General features: G+C 60.4%; 16 protein-coding genes. 3 read left to right on the top strand and 13 right to left on the bottom strand.

Translation table 11 applies throughout. The features are described from left to right. Nucleotides 1–6 precede the first annotated feature (6 nt). The 13 genes from GQ39_RS27350 to glnE all read right to left on the bottom strand — a co-directional run bounded on the left by GQ39_RS27350 (nucleotide 7) and on the right by glnE (nucleotide 15947). Nucleotides 7–1440: a PIG-L deacetylase family protein gene (locus tag GQ39_RS27350; protein ID WP_047539211.1), complete on the bottom strand. Its 1434-nt coding sequence runs from the start codon at nucleotides 1438–1440 to the stop codon at nucleotides 7–9. Between the two features lie 8 nt (nucleotides 1441–1448). Beyond that, entirely contained in the window at nucleotides 1449–2345 is an 897-nt protein-coding gene (locus GQ39_RS27345; protein ID WP_047536608.1) for an antimicrobial resistance protein Mig-14, read from the bottom strand. Then, nucleotides 2345–3475 carry a glycosyltransferase gene (locus GQ39_RS27340; protein ID WP_047536606.1) on the bottom strand — a complete coding sequence of 377 codons (1131 nt, stop codon included), beginning with the start codon at nucleotides 3473–3475 and terminating at the stop codon, nucleotides 2345–2347. The genes GQ39_RS27345 and GQ39_RS27340 overlap by 1 nt, the downstream gene beginning before the upstream one ends. Beyond that, nucleotides 3459–5216: a carbamoyltransferase family protein gene (locus GQ39_RS27335; RefSeq protein WP_047536605.1), complete on the bottom strand. Its 1758-nt coding sequence runs from the start codon at nucleotides 5214–5216 to the stop codon at nucleotides 3459–3461. Before GQ39_RS27335 ends, GQ39_RS27340 begins: the two co-directional genes overlap by 17 nt. A 144-nt stretch (nucleotides 5217–5360) precedes the next feature. After that, complete coding sequence (locus tag GQ39_RS27330; RefSeq protein WP_081998024.1) at nucleotides 5361–5696, bottom strand: YceK/YidQ family lipoprotein; 336 nt, start codon at nucleotides 5694–5696, stop codon at nucleotides 5361–5363. A 152-nt stretch (nucleotides 5697–5848) separates the two neighbouring features. Then, complete coding sequence (locus GQ39_RS27325; RefSeq protein ID WP_047536601.1) at nucleotides 5849–7300, bottom strand: lipopolysaccharide kinase InaA family protein; 1452 nt, start codon at nucleotides 7298–7300, stop codon at nucleotides 5849–5851. Further along, complete coding sequence (locus GQ39_RS27320) at nucleotides 7300–8052, bottom strand: lipopolysaccharide kinase InaA family protein (protein ID WP_047536599.1); 753 nt, start codon at nucleotides 8050–8052, stop codon at nucleotides 7300–7302. The genes GQ39_RS27325 and GQ39_RS27320 overlap by 1 nt, the downstream gene beginning before the upstream one ends. After that, nucleotides 8049–8783 (bottom strand): lipopolysaccharide kinase InaA family protein, encoded by a 735-nt coding sequence (locus GQ39_RS27315; protein ID WP_047536597.1) that lies wholly within the window; start codon nucleotides 8781–8783, stop codon nucleotides 8049–8051. Before GQ39_RS27315 ends, GQ39_RS27320 begins: the two co-directional genes overlap by 4 nt. Further along, complete coding sequence (rfaP, locus tag GQ39_RS27310; RefSeq protein ID WP_047536595.1) at nucleotides 8783–9589, bottom strand: lipopolysaccharide core heptose(I) kinase RfaP; 807 nt, start codon at nucleotides 9587–9589, stop codon at nucleotides 8783–8785. Before rfaP ends, GQ39_RS27315 begins: the two co-directional genes overlap by 1 nt. Then, complete coding sequence (locus GQ39_RS27305; protein ID WP_047536593.1) at nucleotides 9586–10710, bottom strand: glycosyltransferase family 4 protein; 1125 nt, start codon at nucleotides 10708–10710, stop codon at nucleotides 9586–9588. The genes rfaP and GQ39_RS27305 overlap by 4 nt, the downstream gene beginning before the upstream one ends. Continuing rightward, entirely contained in the window at nucleotides 10710–11771 is a 1062-nt protein-coding gene (gene waaC / locus GQ39_RS27300; RefSeq protein WP_047536591.1) for a lipopolysaccharide heptosyltransferase I, read from the bottom strand. The genes GQ39_RS27305 and waaC overlap by 1 nt, the downstream gene beginning before the upstream one ends. A gap of 1 nt (nucleotide 11772) precedes the next feature. Further along, nucleotides 11773–12807, bottom strand: coding sequence for a lipopolysaccharide heptosyltransferase II (gene waaF, locus GQ39_RS27295; RefSeq protein WP_047536589.1), 1035 nt, complete (start codon nucleotides 12805–12807; stop codon nucleotides 11773–11775). Between the two features lie 203 nt (nucleotides 12808–13010). After that, nucleotides 13011–15947, bottom strand: a complete 2937-nt coding sequence (glnE, locus tag GQ39_RS27290; protein WP_047536587.1) for a bifunctional [glutamate--ammonia ligase]-adenylyl-L-tyrosine phosphorylase/[glutamate--ammonia-ligase] adenylyltransferase — start codon at nucleotides 15945–15947, stop codon at nucleotides 13011–13013. A 383-nt stretch (nucleotides 15948–16330) separates the two neighbouring features. Here glnE and aceE point away from each other — a divergent pair, with 383 nt between their 5' ends. From aceE to GQ39_RS27275, 3 genes are all read left to right on the top strand, one after another. Beyond that, on the top strand, nucleotides 16331–18976 hold the full coding sequence (gene aceE / locus GQ39_RS27285; RefSeq protein ID WP_047536585.1) for a pyruvate dehydrogenase (acetyl-transferring), homodimeric type: 2646 nt from the start codon (nucleotides 16331–16333) through the stop codon (nucleotides 18974–18976). Between the two features lie 11 nt (nucleotides 18977–18987). Further along, a complete protein-coding gene (gene aceF, locus GQ39_RS27280) occupies nucleotides 18988–20955 on the top strand; it encodes a dihydrolipoyllysine-residue acetyltransferase (protein ID WP_047536583.1) in 1968 nt (655 codons plus the stop codon). A 278-nt stretch (nucleotides 20956–21233) separates the two neighbouring features. Further along, nucleotides 21234–22628, top strand: coding sequence for an alkaline phosphatase D family protein (locus tag GQ39_RS27275; protein ID WP_047536582.1), 1395 nt, complete (start codon nucleotides 21234–21236; stop codon nucleotides 22626–22628). The last annotated feature ends 96 nt before the right edge of the window (nucleotides 22629–22724 follow it).

Here is a 22724-nt window from a genome sequence, read left to right as displayed (position 1 = left end):
GGTGCTTCAGTTCTGCTTCACAGATGTTTCAAAACGCTTCAGAAGCCAGAACAACTCCTGACGCCTGACTGCCTTGCGAAAGAAATCATTTTCTCCATAGAGGGGGGGCACTCTACTGGCCAGCAACCACTGTATCAATCGCCGCACCCGTCGCTTGAACGGCATCGGTGGCTGCAAGTCGTGCATCATGCCCAGTGCCATGGCCTTATCGCGTTGCAACGCTAAAGAAACAGGCAGGCAATAAGGCTGCATCGGCATCGACGAATCGAAGGCTGGCGGCAACGCGATACCTTGGCCGGCATCACCCATTGGCCAACGATCATTGTCATGCAGGTGGTTGGCGTAACCGAGCACGGTGGTCGGCTGCCACGTCAGCCCTCGCAGCGCCTCAAGTACCGCTTCCTGAGCACAGATGTGATCCGGGTGTGGATCGAGGGTCGGGTGTGGCAATACGAGGACTTCGGGGCGGGCTCGCAACAACAGCTCGCGCAGGTCGGCCAACAGATTGTTCCAGGTCGGCGAACCGTCTATGTCCCCCGGCAGAGCAAAGGGATTGAGGTGGCGGAACAATCGCGTGTCATTTAGATCCGCCTCCCGCGAACCCACTGGCTGGGCAGGCGAGGCTTGCATGGCTGCCAATTGCAGACAGAAGTAGCCCAGTTGCACGCAATGGGCTTCGGGAACCCCGGCCCAGCGCGGTACGGCAATACTGTCCCAGGCTCGCAAACGCCCTTTCAAACGCGCAGCCTCGACCTTGTTCAGACCGACCTGCTGATAGTGTTCGGCTTCTATCTCACCGGCGGTGAGCGTGACGATCCAGGCCTCGTCGGCTTGACTGTACAAGCCATAGGCCGCCAGCTCGGCATCATCGGCATGGGGCGCAATCACCATCACCCGCTGACGGCGAAAATCCGGATGCTCGAAAGCCCAAAGCACAGGCTCACCGAGCAGCCGGCAGAAACGCCCGCGCAAACGCAACTCTCCACGCGACAGCACCTGCGCCTGACCACTCAAGTTGAGATAGCGCAGACCATTGACCCCACGCTCGAACGTTTGTCGGTCAGGGTTATCGCCACCTGACAACTCGACCACCGGATCGATAAAGCGCCCCAGCCAGGTACTTTCAACCCGCAGCGCCAGCACCAGTGTCGCGTCGTCGACCAACATGACACCGTCATCGAGCCGTAAATGCTCACCGCTCAAATGAACCTTGGGTTGTGGCGTGTACGGCGGGAAGCTGTATTGGTAATCGTCTTTGGGCGAATAGAAAAGATGGTCGGCAAACCAGGCCTCGTGGGCAATCCAGCCCAGAACCGCGAGCACCAGTGGCAACCACCAGGCCACCACGACGCCACTGGCGATCAACAGCGCCAGCGCCATGAGCAGGCTGATACGCTTGTTGCGTCGATGGCGCTTGAGCAGTTGCTGTTTTCGGCTCACGGGCTGACTCATACGGTGAAGACCGGCACGGGGTTGCACCAGCGATCCTTGTATTCCCGGTCGGCGCGACCGAAGGAAAAGCGCAAGGGTTTATCCAGCGCCCGGGCATGCTCCCAGGCACTTTGGGTATTGAGAAAACTCAGCACGCTGCCGGGGCTGAATTCTCGGGTTTCGGGGTCGACGCCACCATTGATGTACTCGACGCTGATCCACTGCGGCGTCTCGACGCGGTAAACCAGCTGTATCGCAATCGGCGCATCATTGAGGAAAATCACCGAACCGATCAACAGCTCACGCAACAACTCGATGACCTCGGCCATGCGTTCCGCGCCCGTCGCCGGAAAGCCCCAGCGGCGCTGAAACAGGTCACAGTAGATCGCCGCCAGCTCAACACTGGAAAACTCGGAAACCGCTCGCACCACCCCGCCCGCTTCTTCCAGCAACCTGAGTTCACGGCGCTGGTTGTAGCGAAACTTCTTCGACAGCTCTTCGGGGGTACGGGCCATGGCCAACTGCTCGGCCTGCAGCCTGATACCGGTGAAACGGTTTTCGTTCAGGGCCGACAAATAACGAGCGCGATGACGCAGGGGCACCTGGGCATCTTCTGCGGCCGGAAGAATGATCTCGGCATTGCCGAGATCGAACAGGCCCTTTTTACCCTTGCGTTTGAGCACGTCCTTGGACAGGGCGAGGTCACGACCCCAGGTCGGAATCGCCGCCTTGACTTCGCCACTTTGCTCCCAGGCCAGGTAACGAACCGGAATGTCGGCCAACTGAGCCAGCCGTTCGACCACCAATGGATGAGTGGCGACACTGCCGCCATAACGCTGCCAGGCCTGGGCATAGGTCGAAGCATCAGCTACCGACCAGCCACGTTCGCGCCAGCCTTGAAATCGGTTGAGCATCAGCCCCTCGGCGCCATTTCGATAACGTGTGGCAAATGCCAGAAAGCATCGCCTACCGCGCGGTCGGAGAAGCGCTCATGCAGGCGATCAAGCATCAGCTCGGCACACCGGTGACGTTGCTGTTCGTTCATTGCCGCCAGATGTTGCAGCCCTTGGGCCAGGTGTTCAGCATCGCCCAGCGGGAACAGAATGCCCACACCCTCGACCACTTCCTTCGCCCCGCCACACGCCGTGGCGAGCAACGGTACACCGGCGGCCATGGCTTCGAGCAGCACCATGCCGAACGGCTCGTGATCGGAGCTGAGGGCAAACACATCGAAGGCGCGGAAATAACGGCGCGCCTCGGGTACCTGGCCGAGAAACAGGACACGGTCGCCAACTCCCAGCTCGCGGGCCTGGGCCTTGAGGTCTTCCTCGAGACGACCTTTGCCGAGGATCACCAGTTGACTGTTGGCCGGCAAACCCGGCAACGCCGTGGCAAAACCTTCCAGCAAAGTGGCCTGATCCTTGTCCGGGTGCAGCCGCCCGACGTTGCCGACAATCCAGGCATCCGGCGACAGGCCCAGGATTTCCCGCGCTTCACGGGCCGACACCTGGCTGGCCTGCAAGGCCGGCACATCAATGCGGTTGTAGAGCGTCTGAATCCGCGCCGCCGGCCACTTGGGCAAGCATTCACGCATGTCATCGCGAACCGCATCGGACACCCCGAGCAGGCTCAAACGCTTGCGAAAAATGTGTGCGAAGAGTTTACGGCTGCGGCGCTTGTAATCGCCAAACGCGTGATGCACGCCAATCACGGGCAGCGAAGTGCCAAGCAAGGCGATATAGATTGGTTTGAAACGATGGGCAATGCAGAAACTGAAATTACGCGAAGCGGCGATCTTGCGCAGATCGCCGATGGCACCCAGCTTCAGGCCACGAATGGCCCTGGAGCTGTATTCCATGAACAACACTTCATCGCAGGCACAAGCCGCGGCGACTTCGGCGTCGGCAACCCCGGTCAGAAACACCGTGGTCACACGATAACCGGTCCCCGCGAACAGGCTGGCGTACTGCCGGGCGCAGTCCAGAAACGGGCCGTCATAGCCGTGACAGAACTGCAGCACATGGCGTTCAGCCGAGCGTGTCATAAGCGTTGGCGCCCTCTTTGACCACCAGAATGTCTTCCATGATCAAGTACTGTAGATCGGAACCGAAGAACATGTTCAAGGCATCTGTCGGCGAGCAAATCATCGGTTCGCCGCGACGGTTGAGCGAGGTGTTCAGCGACACGCCGTTACCGGTCAACACTTCCAGCGCCTTCATCATGTCGTAATAGCGCGGGTTGTATTCGCGCTTGAGCACCTGGGCACGGGAAGTGCCGTCTTCATGGACGACTTCCGGCACGCGGGTTTTCCACTCTTCAGCCACTTCGAAAGTGAAGGTCATGAACGGTGCAGGGTGATCGATCTTGATCATTTGCGGCGCCACGGTGTCGAGCATCGACGGGCAGAAAGGCCTCCAGCGCTCGCGGAACTTGATCTGGTGGTTGATGCGATCCGCCACACCAGGCACGCTCGGGCAACCGATGATCGAACGACCGCCCAACGCACGCGGACCGAACTCCATGCGCCCCTGGAACCACGCCACCGGGTTGCCATCGACCATGATTTTGGCGATCTGCTCCGGCATGTTGTCGAGCTTGCGCCATTTCGGCTTGTTCTCGTGACGGGCGCACGCGGCGATCACATCTTCGTTGCTGTACGACGGGCCGAGGTAGACGTGCTCCATCTTCTCGACCGGCACGCCACGGGCGTGGGACACATAGGCTGCGGCGCCGACCGCGGTGCCGGCGTCGCCGGACGCAGGCTGCACGAACAGCTCCTTGATATCGTCGCGAGCGATGATTTTCTGGTTCAGCTTGACGTTCAGCGCGCAGCCGCCAGCGAAGGCCAGTTTGCCGGTCTGCTTGAGCACGTCACCCAGGTAGTAGTCGATCATCTGCAGCGAGATTTTTTCGAACAGCGCTTGCATGCTCGCGGCGTAGTGGATGTAAGGCTCGTCGGCGATATCGCCTTCGCGCTTCGGACCCAGCCACTCGATCAGCTTCGGCGAGAAGTAGAAACCCTTGCCCTTCTCTTTATAGCGGCGCAGACCGATGACGTTGGCGTAGTCGGTGTTGATCACCAGTTCGCCGTTTTCGAACGAGGCCAGGCGCGAGAAATCATACTTGCTGGCATCGCCATACGGCGCCATGCCCATGACCTTGAACTCACCGTCCAGCATCTCGAAACCGAGGAACTCGGTGATCGCGCCGTACAGGCCGCCGAGGGAGTCAGGATCGAAGAATTCCTTGATCTTGTGGATCTTGCCGTTTTCACCGTAACCGAAGAAGGTCGTGGCGTATTCGCCCTTGCCATCGATCCCCAGAATAGCGGTTTTCTCTTTGAAGCCAGAGCAATGGTAAGCGCTGGAAGCGTGGGCCAAGTGGTGCTCGACCGGCTCGATCTTGATTTTCTTCGGATCGAAGCCCAACTGCTCAAGGCACCAGACGATCTTGTTGCGATAGCGCTTGTAGCGACGGTTGCCCATCAGGATCGCGTCGAGGGCGCGGTCCGGGGCGTACCAGTAACGCTTGGCGTAATGCCAGCGCGCCTTGCCGAACAGGCTGATGGGCGCGAACGGAATCGCCACCACGTCAACGTCGGAAGGCTTGATGCCGGCTTGTTCCAGGCAGAACTTCGCCGATTCGTAAGGCATGCGGTTCTTTGCATGTTTATCGCGCACAAAGCGCTCTTCTTCGGCAGCCGCGACTAGCTTGCCGTCGATATACAGGGCTGCGGAAGGATCATGGCTAAGGGCGCCGGACAGGCCAAGAATCGTCAATGCCACAGGGGTCTAGCCTCTTAAGTCTGCATGCAGGCGCAACGCGCCTCAAAAAATAATGCGCCCTCGCAAGCGGCGAGAGACAGCTAAAGGGCGGGATTATAGCTTAAAAGCAGCGGCAAGCACTCACAGCGGTGACCGCATCACTGATTATCCGCGTGCAGGCCGCCAGTAAATGCGGACATTGCCCTCCATGCCCTGCCGGTAAATCGTGTACGGCAACACAACGGTGTCCAGTACTCCCGACAGGGCAAGGTCCAGCAGAACGAATGGAACGAGGATACCCGTGGGATCGGGCGGCGCATTCAATACACAAAAATCGTAGGCCAACCCGCTGTAGACCCGAGGAATGGACTGGCAATAGGTTTTTTGCCTTCGAAGCCCCCGAGCCGCGTCTGCATCCTCCTGCAGCACCGTTGTGACGGTTCCGCAACCCACCAGCGTCAGTGCGATGGCACCCAATGCAACCGCCATTTTCATTGTCAAAGTCTGCCCTCCGAGAACGTCAGGCAAACTAGCACCGTGGTCATTCAGGCCACAGTTCATGGCTTCTCAAGATCGCGTAGGACAATTCCCAGGGACTTGTCCCGATTTATTGCTGGCTGTTCGGGCCTCCTCGACTGGCTTACGAAGGCGATTCAGTCAGCACTGACGAAGTCTTTGGGCAAACGCTCATCGATGACTCGATACAGGGCGCTGCTTTGCGGCCAGTTACGCATGAACCTCGCCCGATCCCGCGCATACGCCGGCGCGAAGCTGCCGAGCGAGCCGTGCTGACACATCGAATCCAGGTCGATCAGCGCCCAGCGATCCTGTTGCCAGAACAGGTTGTGCCCCTTGAAATCGCCATGACTGATGCGCGCTCCAATCAATTCGGCAAACAGGTGATCCAGCGCCAACAGCTCGGGCTCTGGAGCGTCGCCATTTTCAACGTAAGGCGCAAAACGCTCGATGATATCCGGCCCCGGCAGATACTCGGTGACCAGATAGGCACGGCTGCGCAGCCAGAAAAAACGCTTCTCCAGCAACGCCAGGGGTTTGGGCGTAGCGATGCCAAGGAACGCCAGGCGATTGCCTTCGCGCCAGGAATGCCAGGCACGACTCGGGCGCCAGAAGCGTTTGAGCCAATGGGCGAAACCCTTGATGTTATAGCGCTTGATGACCAGTGTACGACCGCCCGCCTCGACCTTGCCGACACTCGCCGCGCCGCCAGTCTTGTACAGATGGCCCTGATCGAGCAAGGCATCGGCCTGCGCCAGAACCGGCAGCATCGCCGCCTCTTCTTCGCGACGAATGGCCTGCAAACCGAATGCGCCACGCCGGACACTGAACAGCGTGCAATCGCGACCGACCTTGATCAGGAAGTCTTTGAGGCGCCAGCTGCGGACCTTGTCGATCTGTTTCTGCAAGGCCTCCATGGGCAAGGCATGCTCGCCGTTGCTCAACAGGTAATAGACCAGCAACTCCTCGATGTACGGCTCCATCGACTTGGGCAACTGGGCAAAAAACACCCCGAGGTTTTCCAGGACTTTCTGGCGCGACAATGGCTGGCCAGGCGTTTCGCTGCGGATCCCGGCGCCATCGATCAAATAGAGGCGATTGCCCTGGCGCAAGAGGTTGTCCAGGTGCAAGTCTTCCTGCCAAAGGCCCTTGCGGTGCATTTGCCCGATCGCGCCCAAGGCTTCTGCGAGGACGGCTGATTGCTCATCGGCCAGCATTGGCAGGTGTTCAACCCGCTTCCAGGCATCATCGAGGCTTTCGGCGCCCTCAAGAAAATCGAACAGCAGCCAACCGCCCTCGCCATCCTTGAGGCCATCGGCCAACAACAGTGGCGTGGTCAGCCCTTGTTCGGCGAGTAGACGAACGCCAGCCAGCTCTCGCTGAAAATGCCGCGCCGCCTTGCTGCCCACCAACAGCTTGGCCAATACCGGGCGTCCGCGCCAGATACCGGCGCCCACATAACGCTGCCCCGGTAAAACCCGTAACAGGCTCAGCAACTGCAAATCGGCCGGCCCGGCGGCATCGGCCAACGAGAGGCTAAGCGGCAGGCTCGGGCTACGGCCAGCGTTTTTCAGCTCGGACAAACGCATCAGCGTTGCTCCTTGTGGTCGCGGCGCGCGGTCAGTCGCGCTGCCCAGCTATCGACCAGCGAACTGTCCTGCGCTTGATCCAGGTACGCGGCCAACAGCTCGCGTACTTGCGCGGTACTCCACACAGACGCCCGACGCAGCAACGGCTCCAGATCCTTGACCCGGTCACGCTGACCAAACAGCAACGGCCGGGTCTTTTCCAGGTCGATCAACTGGGCTTGATAGCCGTCACCGGTGGCCCGCAGAAATATGTGTTTGGGATAAAAACAGCCGTGCACCTGGCGCCGGCTGTGCACAAGCCGCGCCAATTGCCCGCAGGCCCGCAATATGGCCGACTGCTGCGCCTCGCTCAGGTCCGACCAGCGCTGCAACAGCGAATCCAGGTCATCCCAGCCATCCAGGGCACGTGTCAGCAGAATGGCCCGGACTTCGCCATTGACTCTGCGCTGACCGAAAAACGCCGCTTCCAACGCCGGAATACCGAGCTTTTCGTAGCGGCTGATGTTGCGGAATTCGCGGGCGAAACTGGGCTCGCCAAAAGGCGCATGCAAAGTGCGCATCAGGTAGTTGCTCTGGCGCTTGAGGTAAAAACCATGACCTTCCAGGTTCAGTCGAAACACGCTGCTCCAGCCGCCAGGAACAGAGTTGGGCTCGTCCACGGCATCCAGCTGCCGGGTCCAGAGGGCGTCGAAAGTGCCGAGACCGTGGCGCTCAAGCAGCTCACGGTCTTCAGCCGCCAGGAAATCAGTCATTCACGCCCCTCGAAAAATCTCACCACGTGCCGGATCCGTTTTTTGTCGGCCGCATTGAGCCGGGTCCGTTGGCGGTATTGCAAGTAAAAGCGCAGGCGCTGGGTAGCCGACAAGTGATACTTGGCGACCTTGTCGAGACACGCCAGATCCTTGGTAATGCGGTACTTGAGCCAGAAACCGCGCCAAAAATCACCGTTGGGGCAATCGATCAGGAACAGCCTGGCCTGATCGTCGATCAGCAGGTTGCGCCATTTCAAATCGTTATGGGTAAAGCGGTGATCGTGCATGGTCCGGGTATAGCCGGCCAACTGGCGGCTGACCGTGTCGACCCACGCACGGTCTGCCAGTTTCAGGTCGTGCCGGTCGGCCAGCGCCGACAAGTCTTCGGTATGCGGCAACTCGCGGGTGATCATCGCCCCCCGATCGTAAGCCGCGCCGCGCCGCTCCAGGCCCCACGCTACGACCTCGGCGGTGGGAATGCCCCATTTGGCGAAGCGCTTGAGGTTCTGCCATTCCATTTTCACCCTCGGCTTGCCGAGGTAGCGGCGCAGGCCTTTGCCTGCCCCGACATAACGTTTGACGTAATAGTTGACGCCATTGCGCTGTACGCGGATGACCTCGGACAGCGGATCACGTGTCAGGCGTTCACCCTCAAGCGCAAACACTGCCTCCAGACTGCCGAAGTCGTCTGCCAGATCGCTGTATGCCGGTTCCAGTGTCCAGCCCGACATCAGAGCGCATCCCCATATCGCTGCTTACGGTCGTAGAGTTTGTTGGCCTTGCCTTCGAGCCAGGCCAGCAGCGACGCTTCTTCGGCGAGGATCTGGCGCAGTGGCTGCTGGAAGTAACCCTTGAGGAAACGCAACTTGTCGCGCCGGGTCAATCCGATATCCAGCGCTGAAAAATACAGCGCCGCCAGATCCTTGTTGCGCCAGCGCCGGGTGATCGCCGGGCGGGTCTGGGCGCGGTGCAGGTCGATCACCGAGAGCTTGAAGTCGTCTGCGGTGACCGGTTTGTCGGTGTGCAGCAGGAAGTGGCAGATGTAGCAATCGCGATGGTTGACCCCGGCGCGGTGCATCATGCCGGTCATGCGCGCCACTTCGGCGATCAGCGCACGCTTGAGTTTTGGCTCCGGCGGTTGTCTGACCCAATCGATGCTGAAATCTTCGAGGCTGACGGTCGGTGCCAGCTCTTCGGTGACGATGAACGAATGCTGATCCGCCGGGTTGCTGCCCTTTTCGCCGTAAGCCACGGCGGTCATGGTCGGCACGCCGACTTCCTGCAGGCGCTGGATGGCTTTCCACTCCTGGCCCGCGCCGAGTACCGGTAACTTGGCGGTGAGCAGGTTCTTGAAGATCTCACCCCAGCCGATGCCACGATGAATCTTCACGAAAAACCCGTTGCCGTCCACTTCAGTGCGCAGGGTGCGGCGAGCTTCGAGCTCGCGGTACACCTCGCCCTGAAGCCCCTCGACTTCCGCGAACGGGTCGCGTCCAGCCCAAAGGCTCTTGAACGGTTCAGCCAGCATCAACTTCATTCAGCGTGCTCCGCCAGAATCACATCGGCCGCGTGCTGCGGCATGCTATAGAGGTCGGCCGTCTCGGCGAAGGCCACACCGTTGCGGCTCCAGGCCGCCCGTGCTTGAGCGTCGTTCAACATGCCCGTCAGATACTGCGTCAATTGCGCCTGCTCGAACGGTTCGTCCAGCACCAGGCCGGCATCGGCCTCGGCAATGTAATGGGCGTAACCGCACACCGCACTCACCAGCACCGGCAACCCGGCCACCAGCGCTTCAAGCAGCACAGTGCCGGTGTTTTCGTTGTAGGCCGGGTGGATCAACACATCGGCCCCCAGCAGGAAACGCGGAATATCGCTGCGACCCTTGAGGAACGTCACGTTATCGCCGAGCCCCAACGTGGCGCTCTGCATCTGGAATAACTTGGGGTCGTCCTGACCAATTACAAACAGCCGGGTGCGTTTCTTCAGATCAGCGGGCAACGCGGCCAAGGCCTTGAGGCTGCGATCCACGCCTTTGGTCTTGAAACCGGAACCGATCTGGACCAACAGCAGCTCATCGTCCTTCAAGTTGAACTCGGCGCGGAAGCCGGCGCGGATTTCGTCCGCATCCGCCGGGCGGCGACGGTCCTGGGCAATGCCTGGCGGCAGCAGGTGGAAGCGCTCCAGCGGCGTGTCGTAGTGCTTGATGAACAACGGTTGCTGCACTTCGGAAATCATCAGGATTTCAGTCTTGGCATCCCTGGCGAACACCGCGCGCTCGTACTCGGCGAAGTGGCGATAGCGACCCCAGCGACGGTACAGCGAGTTGCGCAGGTTTTGCGCTTTGTCTTCGAAGCAACCGTCGGCGGCGTAATAGACGTCCAGGCCCGGCATTTTGTTGAAGCCGATCAAGCGGTCGACCGGACGCTTGGCCAGGTCCGCCTCCATCCACTCGCTGAGTTTTTCGTTGCGCCGGTGGTTGAAGAACGCCTTGACCGGCGCGACCAGCACTTCAAAGCCCGGCGGCACGTCCCCCTCCCAGATCAACGTGTAGACGCGAATCTGGTGGCCGCGCTTTTGGCACTCCAGGGCAATGCGCATGAAGTCACGCTGCAAGCCGCCAAAGGGGAAATATTTGTACAGGACAAATGCCAATTGCATCAGCGCAGCTCCTCAGCCAGTAACAACGTGCTCAGTCGGCTCGCGACACGCTCAGGATTCAGACGCGTGAAGCACAGCGGCCACTCGCGTTTCAGGTCGAACCGACGGGCATCTTCGGCCGTCGGTTGATAGGTGCATTTCTTTTGCAGGCACGGCGCGCAAGGGAAGTCGCTGGCCAGGTGAATCTGCGACTTGCCATAGGCCCCGGTCAGGCCCGGATTGGTCGGGCCGAACAGTGACAGCGTCGGCACATCCAGTGCAGCGGCCAGATGACCCAGGCCGGTGTCCACTGCCACGCAGCCTTGCGCGCCGGCCAATACTTTGCCAACACCGGCCAGATTCAGCTTGGGCAGCACTTCGACGTGCTTCATGTCTTTGGCGATGCGCTCGGCGCGGGCCTTCTCGACGGCATTGCCCCAAGGCAACTTCACCCCGACGCCCAGATACCCGACACGCTCGGCCAGCTCGCGCCAGTAGGCTTCGGGCCAGTGCTTGGTGTCCCAGGTGGTGCCGTGCAGAAACAGCACGTAAGGATTCTTGCGTGGCAATTCCACCAGGCGCTCGACGCTCAGACCGTAATCGCCCAAGCCCTTGGGCAGGTCATAGCCGAGGGCGATGGCGAATAACTGACGGACCCGCTCCACCGCGTGCTGGCCACGGGCAACCGCCAGGCGCCGATCATAGAAACGCGCAGCGATCGGCTCGCGTGCCGAGCTTTTATCGAGGCCGGCCACCGGCGCCTTGACGTAACGGGTCAGCCAGGCGCTTTTCAGCAGGCCCTGGGCATCGATGACCAGATCGTATTTAGTCGCACGAACGCTTTGCTTGAAGCGCTTCCACTCCCCGCTCTTGATGGTTTGCCAGATGTTCTTGCGCCAGCGACGGATCGCCACCGGGATCACCTTGCCCACCGCCGGGTGCCAGGTCGGGATCTCGGCAAAACCCTCTTCCACCACCCAGTCGAACTTGATGCCGGGAATCGCCCGCGCAGCATCGGTCAATGCCGGTAACGCATGAATCACGTCGCCCAGCGATGAAGTCTTGATCAGCAGTACCCGCAAGCTATTGGACCTCGACCACAGTGCCCTGCAAACGCTGCAAGGCTTCGTTCACCGCTTGCGGCATGAGCTGGCGCAGGCAGTTGTAATGACCGAAGCGGCAGGTGCGGTCGAAGCAGGGACTGCATTCGATGCCCAGGCGCACGATCTCGACATGCTCGGCCAGCGGCGGCGTGAAACCCGGCGACGTCGAACCGTAGACCGCCACCAGGGGACGATTCAGGGCGGCGGCGACGTGCATCAGGCCGGAGTCGTTGGATACGACCGAATCGGCGCAGGACAGCAGATCGATCGCCTCGGCCAGCGAAGTGCCACCACTGAGGTTCACCGATTCTTCGCGCAAACCGGGAATCAGGCGCGAACGAATGTCCTCGCCCACGGCGTGATCGTTTTTCGAACCGAACAGCCAGACTTGCCAGCCCTCGCGGATCTTCGCTTCGGCGACCTTGGCGTAGTGCTCGGACGGCCAGCGCTTGGACTCGCCGAACTCGGCGCCCGGGCACAGCGCCAGCACCGGACGATCGAGGGCCAGACCGAACTTGGCCAGTGCCGCTTCGCGGGTCACCGGGTCGATCCGCAGGCTCGGCCGTGGGTAAGGCTTGGGCAATTCAACACCCGGCTCGTACGCCAGGGCCATGAAGCGCTCGATCATCAGCGGGTAACGTTCCTTGTCCAGCGTGCGCACGTCATTGAGCAGGCCGTAACGGAACTCACCGCGCCAACCGGTGCGCTTGGGAATGCCGGCAAAGAACGGCACCAGCGCCGACTTCAGGGAATTGGGCAACAGGATCGCCTGGTCGTACTGGTCGGCCAGGGATTTTCCGATACGCCGACGCGTCGCCAGCTCCAGCGCGCCGTGACCGAGCGGAAAGCTCAAGGCCTGGCGGACTTCGGGCATGCGCTCAAGAATCGGCCGACTCCACTCGGGGGCCAGCACGTCGATTTCGCATTGCGGGTGGCGTTGTTTGAGACACTGAAACAGTGTCTGCGCCATCACCATGTCACCGACCCAACTGGGCCCAACGATCAGAATTTTCATGTGGTTTCCAAAAACGATCCGGGGAGGCTTATGCCTCCCCGCCTCGAAAATTCTACAGAACAACGCAAATCTACTGTAGGAGCGAGCCTGCTCGCGATGGTCGTTAACGATAACGTGGCAAGTCTGGCACCCCGCGGCGCTCTCAAGTTCATCGCGAGCAGGCTCGCTCCTACAGGGGATATTGGCGTATCAAATATCCCGATTCAGCTTAGCCCCAACTCATGCCAGATTCGCATGACCTGTCGCCGTTCGTCCGCGAACTGGTCGCCGGGAATCACCCCCGGGTCCTTCTGCAAGGCCTGCCGGTGGGCGGCGGAGCGGTAAGCTTTATAGGCTTCTCGCAACAGGCTGGCATCTTCGGCGGGCATCAGGCCTTCGTGCTCCAGCTCTTCCAGAATGCGGATATTGTCCGTCCAGCGCAGCAATGGCGGATGTGTTTCGGACCACGCCAGGGCCGCGTATTGCACCATAAATTCAATATCGACGATACCTCCGGCGTCCTGCTTGAGATCGAACGGCGCCGTGGCCTCGAAGGCATTTGCCGCGGTGCCGGCGGCAGTGCTCTTGCTGCCGAGGTTGTCGCGCATCTTGGCGCGCATCTCGCTGACCTCCTGGCGCAAGGTCGGCAAATCACGCGTCTTGCCCAGAATAGCCGCGCGAACCTGTTCGAACGCCCGACCAACATCCTCACTGCCCACGAGCACCCGAGCCCGCACCAATGCCTGATGCTCCCAGGTCCATGCTTCGTTTTCCTGATAGCGGGCAAAAGCCCCCAGCGAACTCACCAGCAACCCCGCCGCACCGGACGGTCGCAGACGCATATCCACTTCATAGAGCTGGCCGGAGTTGGTCTGGGCCGTCAGCAAGTGAATGATCCGCTGCCCCAGGCGGGTAAAGAATTGCGCACCGTCGATAGGCTTCGGCCCGTCGGTTTCCGCTTGCGGATCGCCATCGTGGATGAACACGAGATCCAGGTCCGAACCATGCCCCAATTCCAGGCCGCCGACCTTTCCATAACCGACAATGATGAAGCCAGGATCGCACAGGGTACCGTCTGTGCGCAGCGGCGTACCGTACTTGGCCACGGTTTGACGCCAGGCCAGGGCGAGCACTTGCTCCAGAATCGCTTCGGCGAGCCAGGTCAGGTAATCACTGACTTTCATCAGCGGCAGGCTGCCGGCGATTTCCGACGCGGCCACCCGCAAGCGGTGCGCCAGTTTGAAATGGCGCAAGGCTTCCATTTGCTGTTCGAGGTCGTCTTCGGGAATCCGCGTCAGGCGCTCGCGCAATTCGGCGGCCAGTTCCGGCGCCAGGGGCGGTTTGAACAGTCGGCCTTCGTTAAGCAGTTCGTCGAGCAGCAACGGGAAGCGGGTGATCTGTTCGGCGATCCACGGGCTCGCCGCGCACAACGTCAGCAGGCGTCGCAAGGCGCCGGGGTTTTCGGTCAGCAGCACCAGATACGCCGAACGGCGAGCCACGGCTTCGACCAGTGGCAGCACCCGCTCCAGCACCAGGTCCGGGTTGGCGTGTTCCACGGCCTGAGCCAGCAAACGCGGGATAAACGCATCGAGGCGCTCACGTCCCAGACGCTGCATGGCGCGTAATTGCGGACTGCCGCGCAGGCCGGCCAAGGCCTTGAGCGCCTTGGGAGCGTCAGTGAAACCGCCCTCCTGCAACTGGCGACAGGCCGCCTCTTCATCCTGAGCTTCTTCCCAAAGCGGCAGCCACTCACCACCGACCACCACTTCACTTTCAGCATCGTCTTCGTCGGGATCGGCGATCACCTGGGCGAAGTGCCAGGCAATGCGGCCGCGCCAATACATCAGTTGCTCATGAAAAGCCGCCCAATCGGCGAAGCCCAACATAAAGGCAATGCGCGCCTGATCCTGTTCGCCGTCGGGCAGCATCTGCGTCTGGCGGTCAGCAATCGTCTGGATCGCATGTTCGGTGTATCGCAGGAATTCGTAGCCTTCGCGCAGCTCGCTGATCACCGCCGGCGGCAGATAACCCTGACCTTCCAGCGTGCTCAATACCTTTAATAGTGGACGCTGTTGCAGGCTCAAGTCGCGGCCGCCATGGATCAACTGGAAAGCCTGGGCGATGAACTCGACTTCCCGGATGCCACCGGAGCCCAGCTTGATGTTGTCGGCCATGCCCTTGCGCCGCACTTCCTGCTGGATCAGCTGCTTCATGGTGCGCAGCGCTTCGATGGCCGAAAAGTCCAGATAACGCCGGTAAACGAAGGGGCGCAGCATCTCTTGCAGTTGCGCGCCGGCCACTTGATCGCCAGCCACCACCCGCGACTTGATCATCGCGTAGCGTTCCCAGTCGCGGCCCTGGTCCTGGTAGTACTGCTCCAACGCGTTGAAGCTCAGGACCAGGGCGCCCGCCGAACCGTAAGGCCGCAGGCGCATGTCGACGCGGAACACAAAGCCGTCGACGGTCATCGGGTCCAGCGCCTTGATCAGGCGCTGGCCAAGACGGATGAAAAATTCCTGGTTATCCAGCGGACGTTTCACGCCAACGGTTTCGCCGCCTTCGGGGTAAGCGAAGATCAGGTCGATGTCCGACGACAGATTGAGTTCCACCGCACCGAGCTTGCCCATGCCGAGGACAACCATTTGCTGCGGCTGGCCACTGCGTCGACCGGTCGGCACGCCGAACTGCAGGCAATGGCGCGAGTACAGCCACTGATAGGCCTGGTCGATGCTGGCATCGGCCATGTCGGAAAGGTCGCGGCAGGTCTGCACCAGATCGGCCTGGCGGGTCAGGTCACGCCAGATAATCCGTACCTGATGACGCGCACGTTGACGGCGCAACGCGCGACCGAGCTGATCATCGGTCTCGGCGGCGCTCACCGCCGCGGCAATCTGCGCGCACAACTCGCCGGGAGCAAAGCAGCGATCCAGTTCGCCGGACCGCACCAGGTCCAGCAACATCAAAGGGTCACGAACACTCTGTTCAATCACGAAATCGCTGGCGGCGGTCACGCGGGCAAATTGCGCCCAGCGTTCAGGCGTCCAGGCGGACAGGCCATGGTCATCGTCCAAAGCACTGACGGCGGTACGAAACGACTGCTCGGCACGGGTGACAAACGGCAGCAGAATGGCGGGCAGTTCGGCGAGCGAAGGGAGGCTCATGGTCTATCCTTGATCGGCGTGTATTGGGCTGCATGTAGTGAATCTGGCAAACACACTACCTGAAGGACTGTCGAACAAAAGTTAGAAATAGCTGAAAATTCTTTTTTTTTGGCAGCCAGCATCAAGCTTTCACCTTTTTCGGTTGGCAAAAGACCAACCTTAACGATTATTCTCACAACGCAGCCGGGGGCCACAAGCCGCTTATCTGTAGTTTTACTACTCGTATATACATTAACAAGGCTGAAATGCCGGATGATTTGTAGTAAAACTACACGCCGCCGGAACAACCTATCGGCAATCCAAGAATTCATAACGTCTGCCCACAAGGCCAGTCGCTAACTCAGGCAACCGATTCTGGTAGCCTTTCCGCCCTGGAGCAAGCCATGCAAGACCTCGATCCCGTCGAAACCCAGGAATGGCTGGACGCCCTGGAATCGGTTCTCGACAAAGAAGGCGAAGACCGTGCTCACTATCTGATGACCCGTATGGGTGAACTCGCGACCCGCAGCGGTTCGCAGTTGCCTTACGCCATCACCACGCCTTACCGCAACACGATCCCCGTTACCCACGAAGCACGCATGCCTGGCGACCTGTTCATGGAACGCCGCATTCGCTCGCTGGTACGCTGGAACGCGATGGCCATGGTAATGCGTACGAACCTGAAAGATTCTGACCTCGGCGGTCACATCTCCAGCTTCGCTTCCAGCGCGACCCTGTATGACATCGGCTTCAACTACTTCTTCCAGGCCCCGACCGACGAGCACGGCGGCGACCTGATCTACTTCCAGGGCCACACTTCCCCAGGTGTTTACGCCCGTGCGTTCATGGAAGGCCGCATCACCGAAGACCAGATGAACAACTTCCGCCAGGAAGTCGACGGTCAGGGCCTGTCGTCCTACCCGCACCCGTGGCTGATGCCTGACTTCTGGCAGTTCCCGACCGTGTCCATGGGTCTGGGCCCGATCCAGGCGATCTACCAGGCACGTTTCATGAAGTACCTGGAAGCCCGTGGCTTCATTCCTGCCGGCAAGCAAAAAATCTGGTGCTTCCTGGGCGACGGCGAGTGCGACGAGCCGGAATCCCTGGGCGCGATCTCGCTGGCTGGCCGCGAGAAGCTCGACAACCTGATCTTCGTCATCAACTGCAACCTGCAGCGCCTCGACGGCCCGGTTCGCGGCAACGGCAAGATCATCCAGGAACTCGAAGGCGTGTTCCGCGGTGCTCAGTGGAACGTGACCAAAGTCATCTGGGGCCGTTTCTGGGACCCACTGCTGGCCAAGGACGTCGACGGCATCCTGCAACGTCGCATGGACGAAGTCATCGACGGCGAGTACCAGAACTACAAAGCCAAAGACGGCGCGTTCGTGCGTGAACACTTCTTCAACTCGCCAGAACTCAAGGCGATGGTTGCAGACCTGTCCGACGACGAGATCTGGAAGCTCAACCGTGGCGGCCACGACCCGTACAAGGTCTACGCGGCATACCACGAAGCGGTCAACCACAAAGAACAACCGACCGTCATCCTGGCCAAGACCATCAAGGGTTATGGCACCGGTGCCGGCGAAGCGAAAAACACCGCGCACAACACCAAGAAAGTCGATGTCGACAGCCTGAAGTTGTTCCGCGACCGCTTCGACATTCCGGTCAAGGACGAAGAGCTGGAAAACCTGCCGTTCTTCAGACCGGAGCCAAACAGCGCCGAAGCCCGCTACCTGAGCGAGCGCCGCACTGCACTGGGTGGTTTCGTACCACAGCGTCGCGCACAGAGCTTCAGCGTACCGACCCCGTCCCTCGATACCCTCAAGGCGATCCTCGACGGCTCGGGCGACCGTGAAATCTCCACCACCATGGCCTTCGTGCGCATCCTGGCGCAACTGGTCAAGGACAAGGAAATCGGCCCGCGCATCGTCCCGATCATCCCGGACGAAGCCCGTACCTTTGGTATGGAAGGCATGTTCCGTCAGTTGGGCATCTACTCCTCCGTCGGCCAGCTCTACGAGCCAGTCGATAAAGACCAGGTGATGTTCTACAAGGAAGACAAGAAGGGCCAGATCCTCGAAGAAGGCATCAACGAAGCGGGCGCCATGAGCTCCTTCATCGCTGCCGGTACTTCGTACTCCAACCACAACCAGCCAATGCTGCCGTTCTACATCTTCTATTCGATGTTCGGCTTCCAGCGCATCGGCGACCTGGCCTGGGCCGCTGGCGACAGCCGTACCCGTGGCTTCCTGATCGGCGGCACCGCCGGCCGCACCACGCTCAACGGCGAAGGCCTGCAACACGAAGACGGTCACAGCCACATCCTGGCGGCCACCATCCCGAACTGCCGCACCTTTGATCCAACCTACGGCTACGAGCTGGCGGTGATCATCCAGGACGGCATGAAGAAGATGACCGAAGAACAACAGGACATCTTCTACTACATCACCGTGATGAACGAATCCTACCAGCAGCCAGCCATGCCGGCCGGTGTCGAGGAAGGCATCGTCAAGGGCATGTACCTGCTCGAGGAAGACAACCGCGAAGCGGCGCACCACGTTCAGCTGATGGGCTCCGGCACCATCCTGCGTGAAGTCCGCGAAGCCGCGAAGATCCTGCGTGAAGAGTTCAACGTCGGCGCCGATGTGTGGAGCGTTACCAGCTTCAACGAACTGCGTCGCGACGGCCTGGCCGTTGAGCGCAGCAACCGTCTGCACCCTGGCCAGAAGCCTAAGCTGAGCTATGTGGAAGAGTGCCTGAACGGCCGCAAAGGTCCGGTCATCGCCTCTACCGACTACATGAAACTGTTCGCCGAGCAGATCCGTCAGTGGGTACCGTCCAAGGAATTCAAAGTCCTGGGCACCGACGGTTTCGGTCGCAGCGACAGCCGCAAGAAACTGCGTCATTTCTTCGAAGTCGACCGTCATTTCGTGGTGCTGGCAGCCCTGGAAGCCCTGGCTGACCGTGGTGACATCGAACCTAAAGTAGTGGCCGAGGCCATCGCCAAGTTCGGTATCAACCCGGAAAAACGCAACCCACTGGACTGCTGAGGAGAGATTCTGTGAGCGAACTCATTCGCGTACCTGACATCGGCAGCGGTGAAGGTGAAGTAATTGAACTGTTTGTGAAGGTCGGCGACCGTATCGAAGCCGATCAGAGCATCCTGACGCTGGAATCGGACAAGGCGAGCATGGAAGTCCCTGCTCCCAAGGCCGGCATCATCAAGAGCCTGAAAGTGAAGCTGGGCGATCGCCTGAAAGAAGGCGACGAGTTGCTGGAGCTGGAAGTCGAAGGTGCCGCTGCGGCGGCCCCGGCGGCTGCCGCTGCGCCTGCTGCAAAAGCAGAAGCTGCTCCTGCCGCTGCTCCAGCGCCGGCCGCGCCTGCCGCTGCACCTGCTGCCGCTTCGGTTCAGCAAGTGCACGTGCCGGACATCGGTTCGTCGGGCAAGGCCCAGATCATCGAGATCCAGGTCAAGGTCGGCGACACCGTCGAGGCTGATCAGTCGCTGATCACCCTGGAGTCCGACAAGGCCAGCATGGAAATCCCGTCGCCTGCCGCTGGCGTGGTCAAGGCCATCAGCGTCAAGCTTAACGACGAAGTCGGCACTGGCGACCTGATTCTGGACCTGGAAGTGGCGGGTGCTGCGGCGCCGGCGGCTGCCGCTCCGGCCCAGGCTGCCGCTCCTGCCGCCGCTGCTCCTGCGCCTGCCGCTGCTGCTCCGGCCGCACCGGTGGCCGACAGCGTTCAGGACATCCACGTTCCGGACATCGGTTCGTCGGGCAAGGCCAAGATCATCGAAGTCCTGGTCAAGGCCGGCGACAGCGTTGAAGCCGACCAGTCGCTGATCACCCTGGAATCCGACAAGGCGAGCATGGAAATCCCGTCGCCTGCCGCTGGCGTGGTGGAAAGCGTTTCGATCAAGCTGGACGACGAAGTCGGTACCGGCGACCTGATCCTGAAGCTGAAAGTCAAAGGCGCCGCACCGGCTGCTGCTCCGGCACCTGCCGCCGCTGCTCCGAGCGCTCCAGCTCCAGCCGCCGCTGCTGCTCCTGCTCCTGCTGCGGCCGCACCGGTTGCTGCCCCGGCCGCGGCTCCAGCCAAGCCTGGCGCCAAGGTTCACGCCGGTCCGGCCGTGCGCCAACTGGCCCGCGAATTCGGTGTCGAGCTGAACGCCGTGGGCGCCAGCGGTCCGCACGGTCGCATCCTTAAGGAAGACGTGCAGGTTTACGTCAAAGCCATGATGCAGAAGGCCAAGGAAGCACCGGCCGCTGCTGCCGGCGCAACCGGTGGCGCGGGCATCCCGCCGATTCCGGTCGTGGACTTCAGCCGCTTCGGTGAAACCGAAGAAGTGCCGATGACCCGCCTGATGCAAATCGGCGCGTCGAGCCTGCATCGCAGCTGGCTGAACATCCCGCACGTGACTCAGTTCGATTCGGCGGATATCACTGAGCTGGAAGCGTTCCGTATCGCTCAAAAAGCCGTTGCAGAGAAGGCTGGCGTCAAGCTGACCATCCTGCCGCTGCTGCTCAAGTCCTGCGCCCACCTGCTCAAGGAACTGCCGGACTTCAACAGTTCGCTGGCTCCAAGCGGCAAGGCGATCATCCGCAAGAAGTACGTGAACATCGGCTTCGCGGTCGACACGCCAGAAGGCCTGCTGGTACCGGTCATCAAGAACGTCGACCAGAAGAGCCTGCTGCAGCTTGCGGCTGAAGCGGCTGCTCTGGCTGCCAAGGCCCGCGACAAGAAGCTTACCGCTGACGACATGCAAGGCGCCTGCTTCACCATTTCCAGCCTCGGCCACATTGGCGGCACCGGCTTCACGCCGATCGTCAACGCGCCGGAAGTGGCGATCCTCGGCGTTTCCAAGGCAACCATCCAGCCAGTCTGGGACGGCAAAGCCTTCCAGCCGAAACTGATGCTGCCACTGTCGCTGTCCTACGATCACCGCGTGATCAACGGCGCCGCTGCTGCACGCTTCACCAAGCGTCTGAGCGATCTGCTGGCGGACATCCGCACCATCCTGCTGTAACACCGGCCGGCCCTCCTTCACCGGAGGGCCTGTCGCGTTCCGTTTTCCGAGCGCCACGCTCGTACCTCAACCCCGCCAATTTGGCGGGGCTTTTTTTGCCCGAAATTTTTAACTGAAAAGAATGCCTTCCTACATTTGTGGCTGATATCGCCCACAACTCCAATCCATTTCGGCTCGATATTTTTCAGGGTTCAATAATTAGTCTTAGTTACACCGTTATTGCACCTACCCAAAAAATATCACCTGACCGAATGGCAGAACGCCGAATGGAATCGAATATGTTTCAACCAACAGTGGGCCCGATTATTGGCCATACGACAACTAACCACGTCCGAATATTCTTGCGCGGAGATAAACATAAGGGCGCCCTGGTATTTGCCGGCATTCGCTATCGACGACGGGGTGAAGAACGCTGGTCAAAAGGCACTTTCGCAAAACTCGACAGCCTGCGCGACATGTCCGGAGTCATTGCGCTCAACGATCTGGCTGCCGACACCGACCATGAATACCAGGCCGGCTGGTTCAGCCCGATGAACCCGGTGCACACCGTGGAGACGGTTCAGGAGCTGCCGCTGCAATGGCCGCGACAGATCCACCGCTTTCGCACCCGCTCCAGCCAGCAGACCCTGCCCAGAGCCTACATTGTGGGGTCTTGCCGCTATCTGCGCATCACCGCGGGCATTGCCGCCGCGCCTCATGTGGGCGACAGGATTTTTGCCTCGATATCCAATGTGGTCGAACAAGCCGAGCCGCCCGTCAGCGCCATGTTAATGACAGGTGATCAGATTTACGTCGATGATCTGAACTTCCTCGCCCCCGACCGGGAACTCGGGGAAATCCTTCACAAGTACCGCGTGGCATTCTCGCAACCGAACATCGCAAAGTTAATGTCCTGCCTGCCAACTTATATGATCCTCGATGATCATGAAATCGAGGACAACTGGCCAGCCAACAAGAACCAATCCGACGACCACTTATATGCCAATGCAACAAAGGCCTACGAGTTATATCAAGCCAGCCACAGCCCTGCGCACGAACTTTCTGCCAGCGGGAAAATAAATAGAAGGCTGGACAAATATTGGTATCTGTTCACAGAAGGCGATATCGAATGGTTTGTCACCGACAGCAGAACACGGCGCAATCTTTCGGCAGCCGACCGCCGCATTCTGGATGCCGAGCAGGAATACGCATTGTGCAAATGGCTGATCCACAGCCCGGCGCGGGTCAAATTCGTGGTCACCAGCGTGATGCTCTACCCTGACTGCAAGCGCTCGGACGATGACGCCTGGCAAGCCTTCCCCGAGCAACGGCTACGACTGCTGGAGACGATTCGTACTCACCGCATCAAGAATGTCGTCTTCGTTTCCGGTGACGTCCACGGCTCCCTGACCAGCCGCCTGACCCACAGTGAAGACCCTGACTTCGAACTCCACACCATCGTCTCCTCACCGCTGTGCAACAGCAAAATGCTGCCCTACGCCAAAGCCGAAACCTTCATCCTCGACCAACCCTTGGTCAGAACCGCTGCGGGGGACTATCGCCAGCAACTGACCGGCAAAGTGATCAGCCAGGACAACTTCGCGCACGTGATCGTCGATACGCAGCACATTCATGTGCGCTATCACGATCGGGATGGCAACCTTCTACAGGCAACCCGCATTTCGTTGCGTTAGGAGCAAAAGATCGCAGTCCGTGGCACTGCCAAGAGGTCCGCCATTTCCATATATAGCTGCCAAAAGGTTGCGCTCTGTTCTGCCAACACCTTTAAT

Source organism: Pseudomonas sp. 11/12A (assembly GCF_000800055.1).
GTDB classification, from domain to species: domain Bacteria; phylum Pseudomonadota; class Gammaproteobacteria; order Pseudomonadales; family Pseudomonadaceae; genus Aquipseudomonas; species Aquipseudomonas mohnii.
This window is presented reverse-complemented; position numbering and strand designations above follow the sequence as displayed.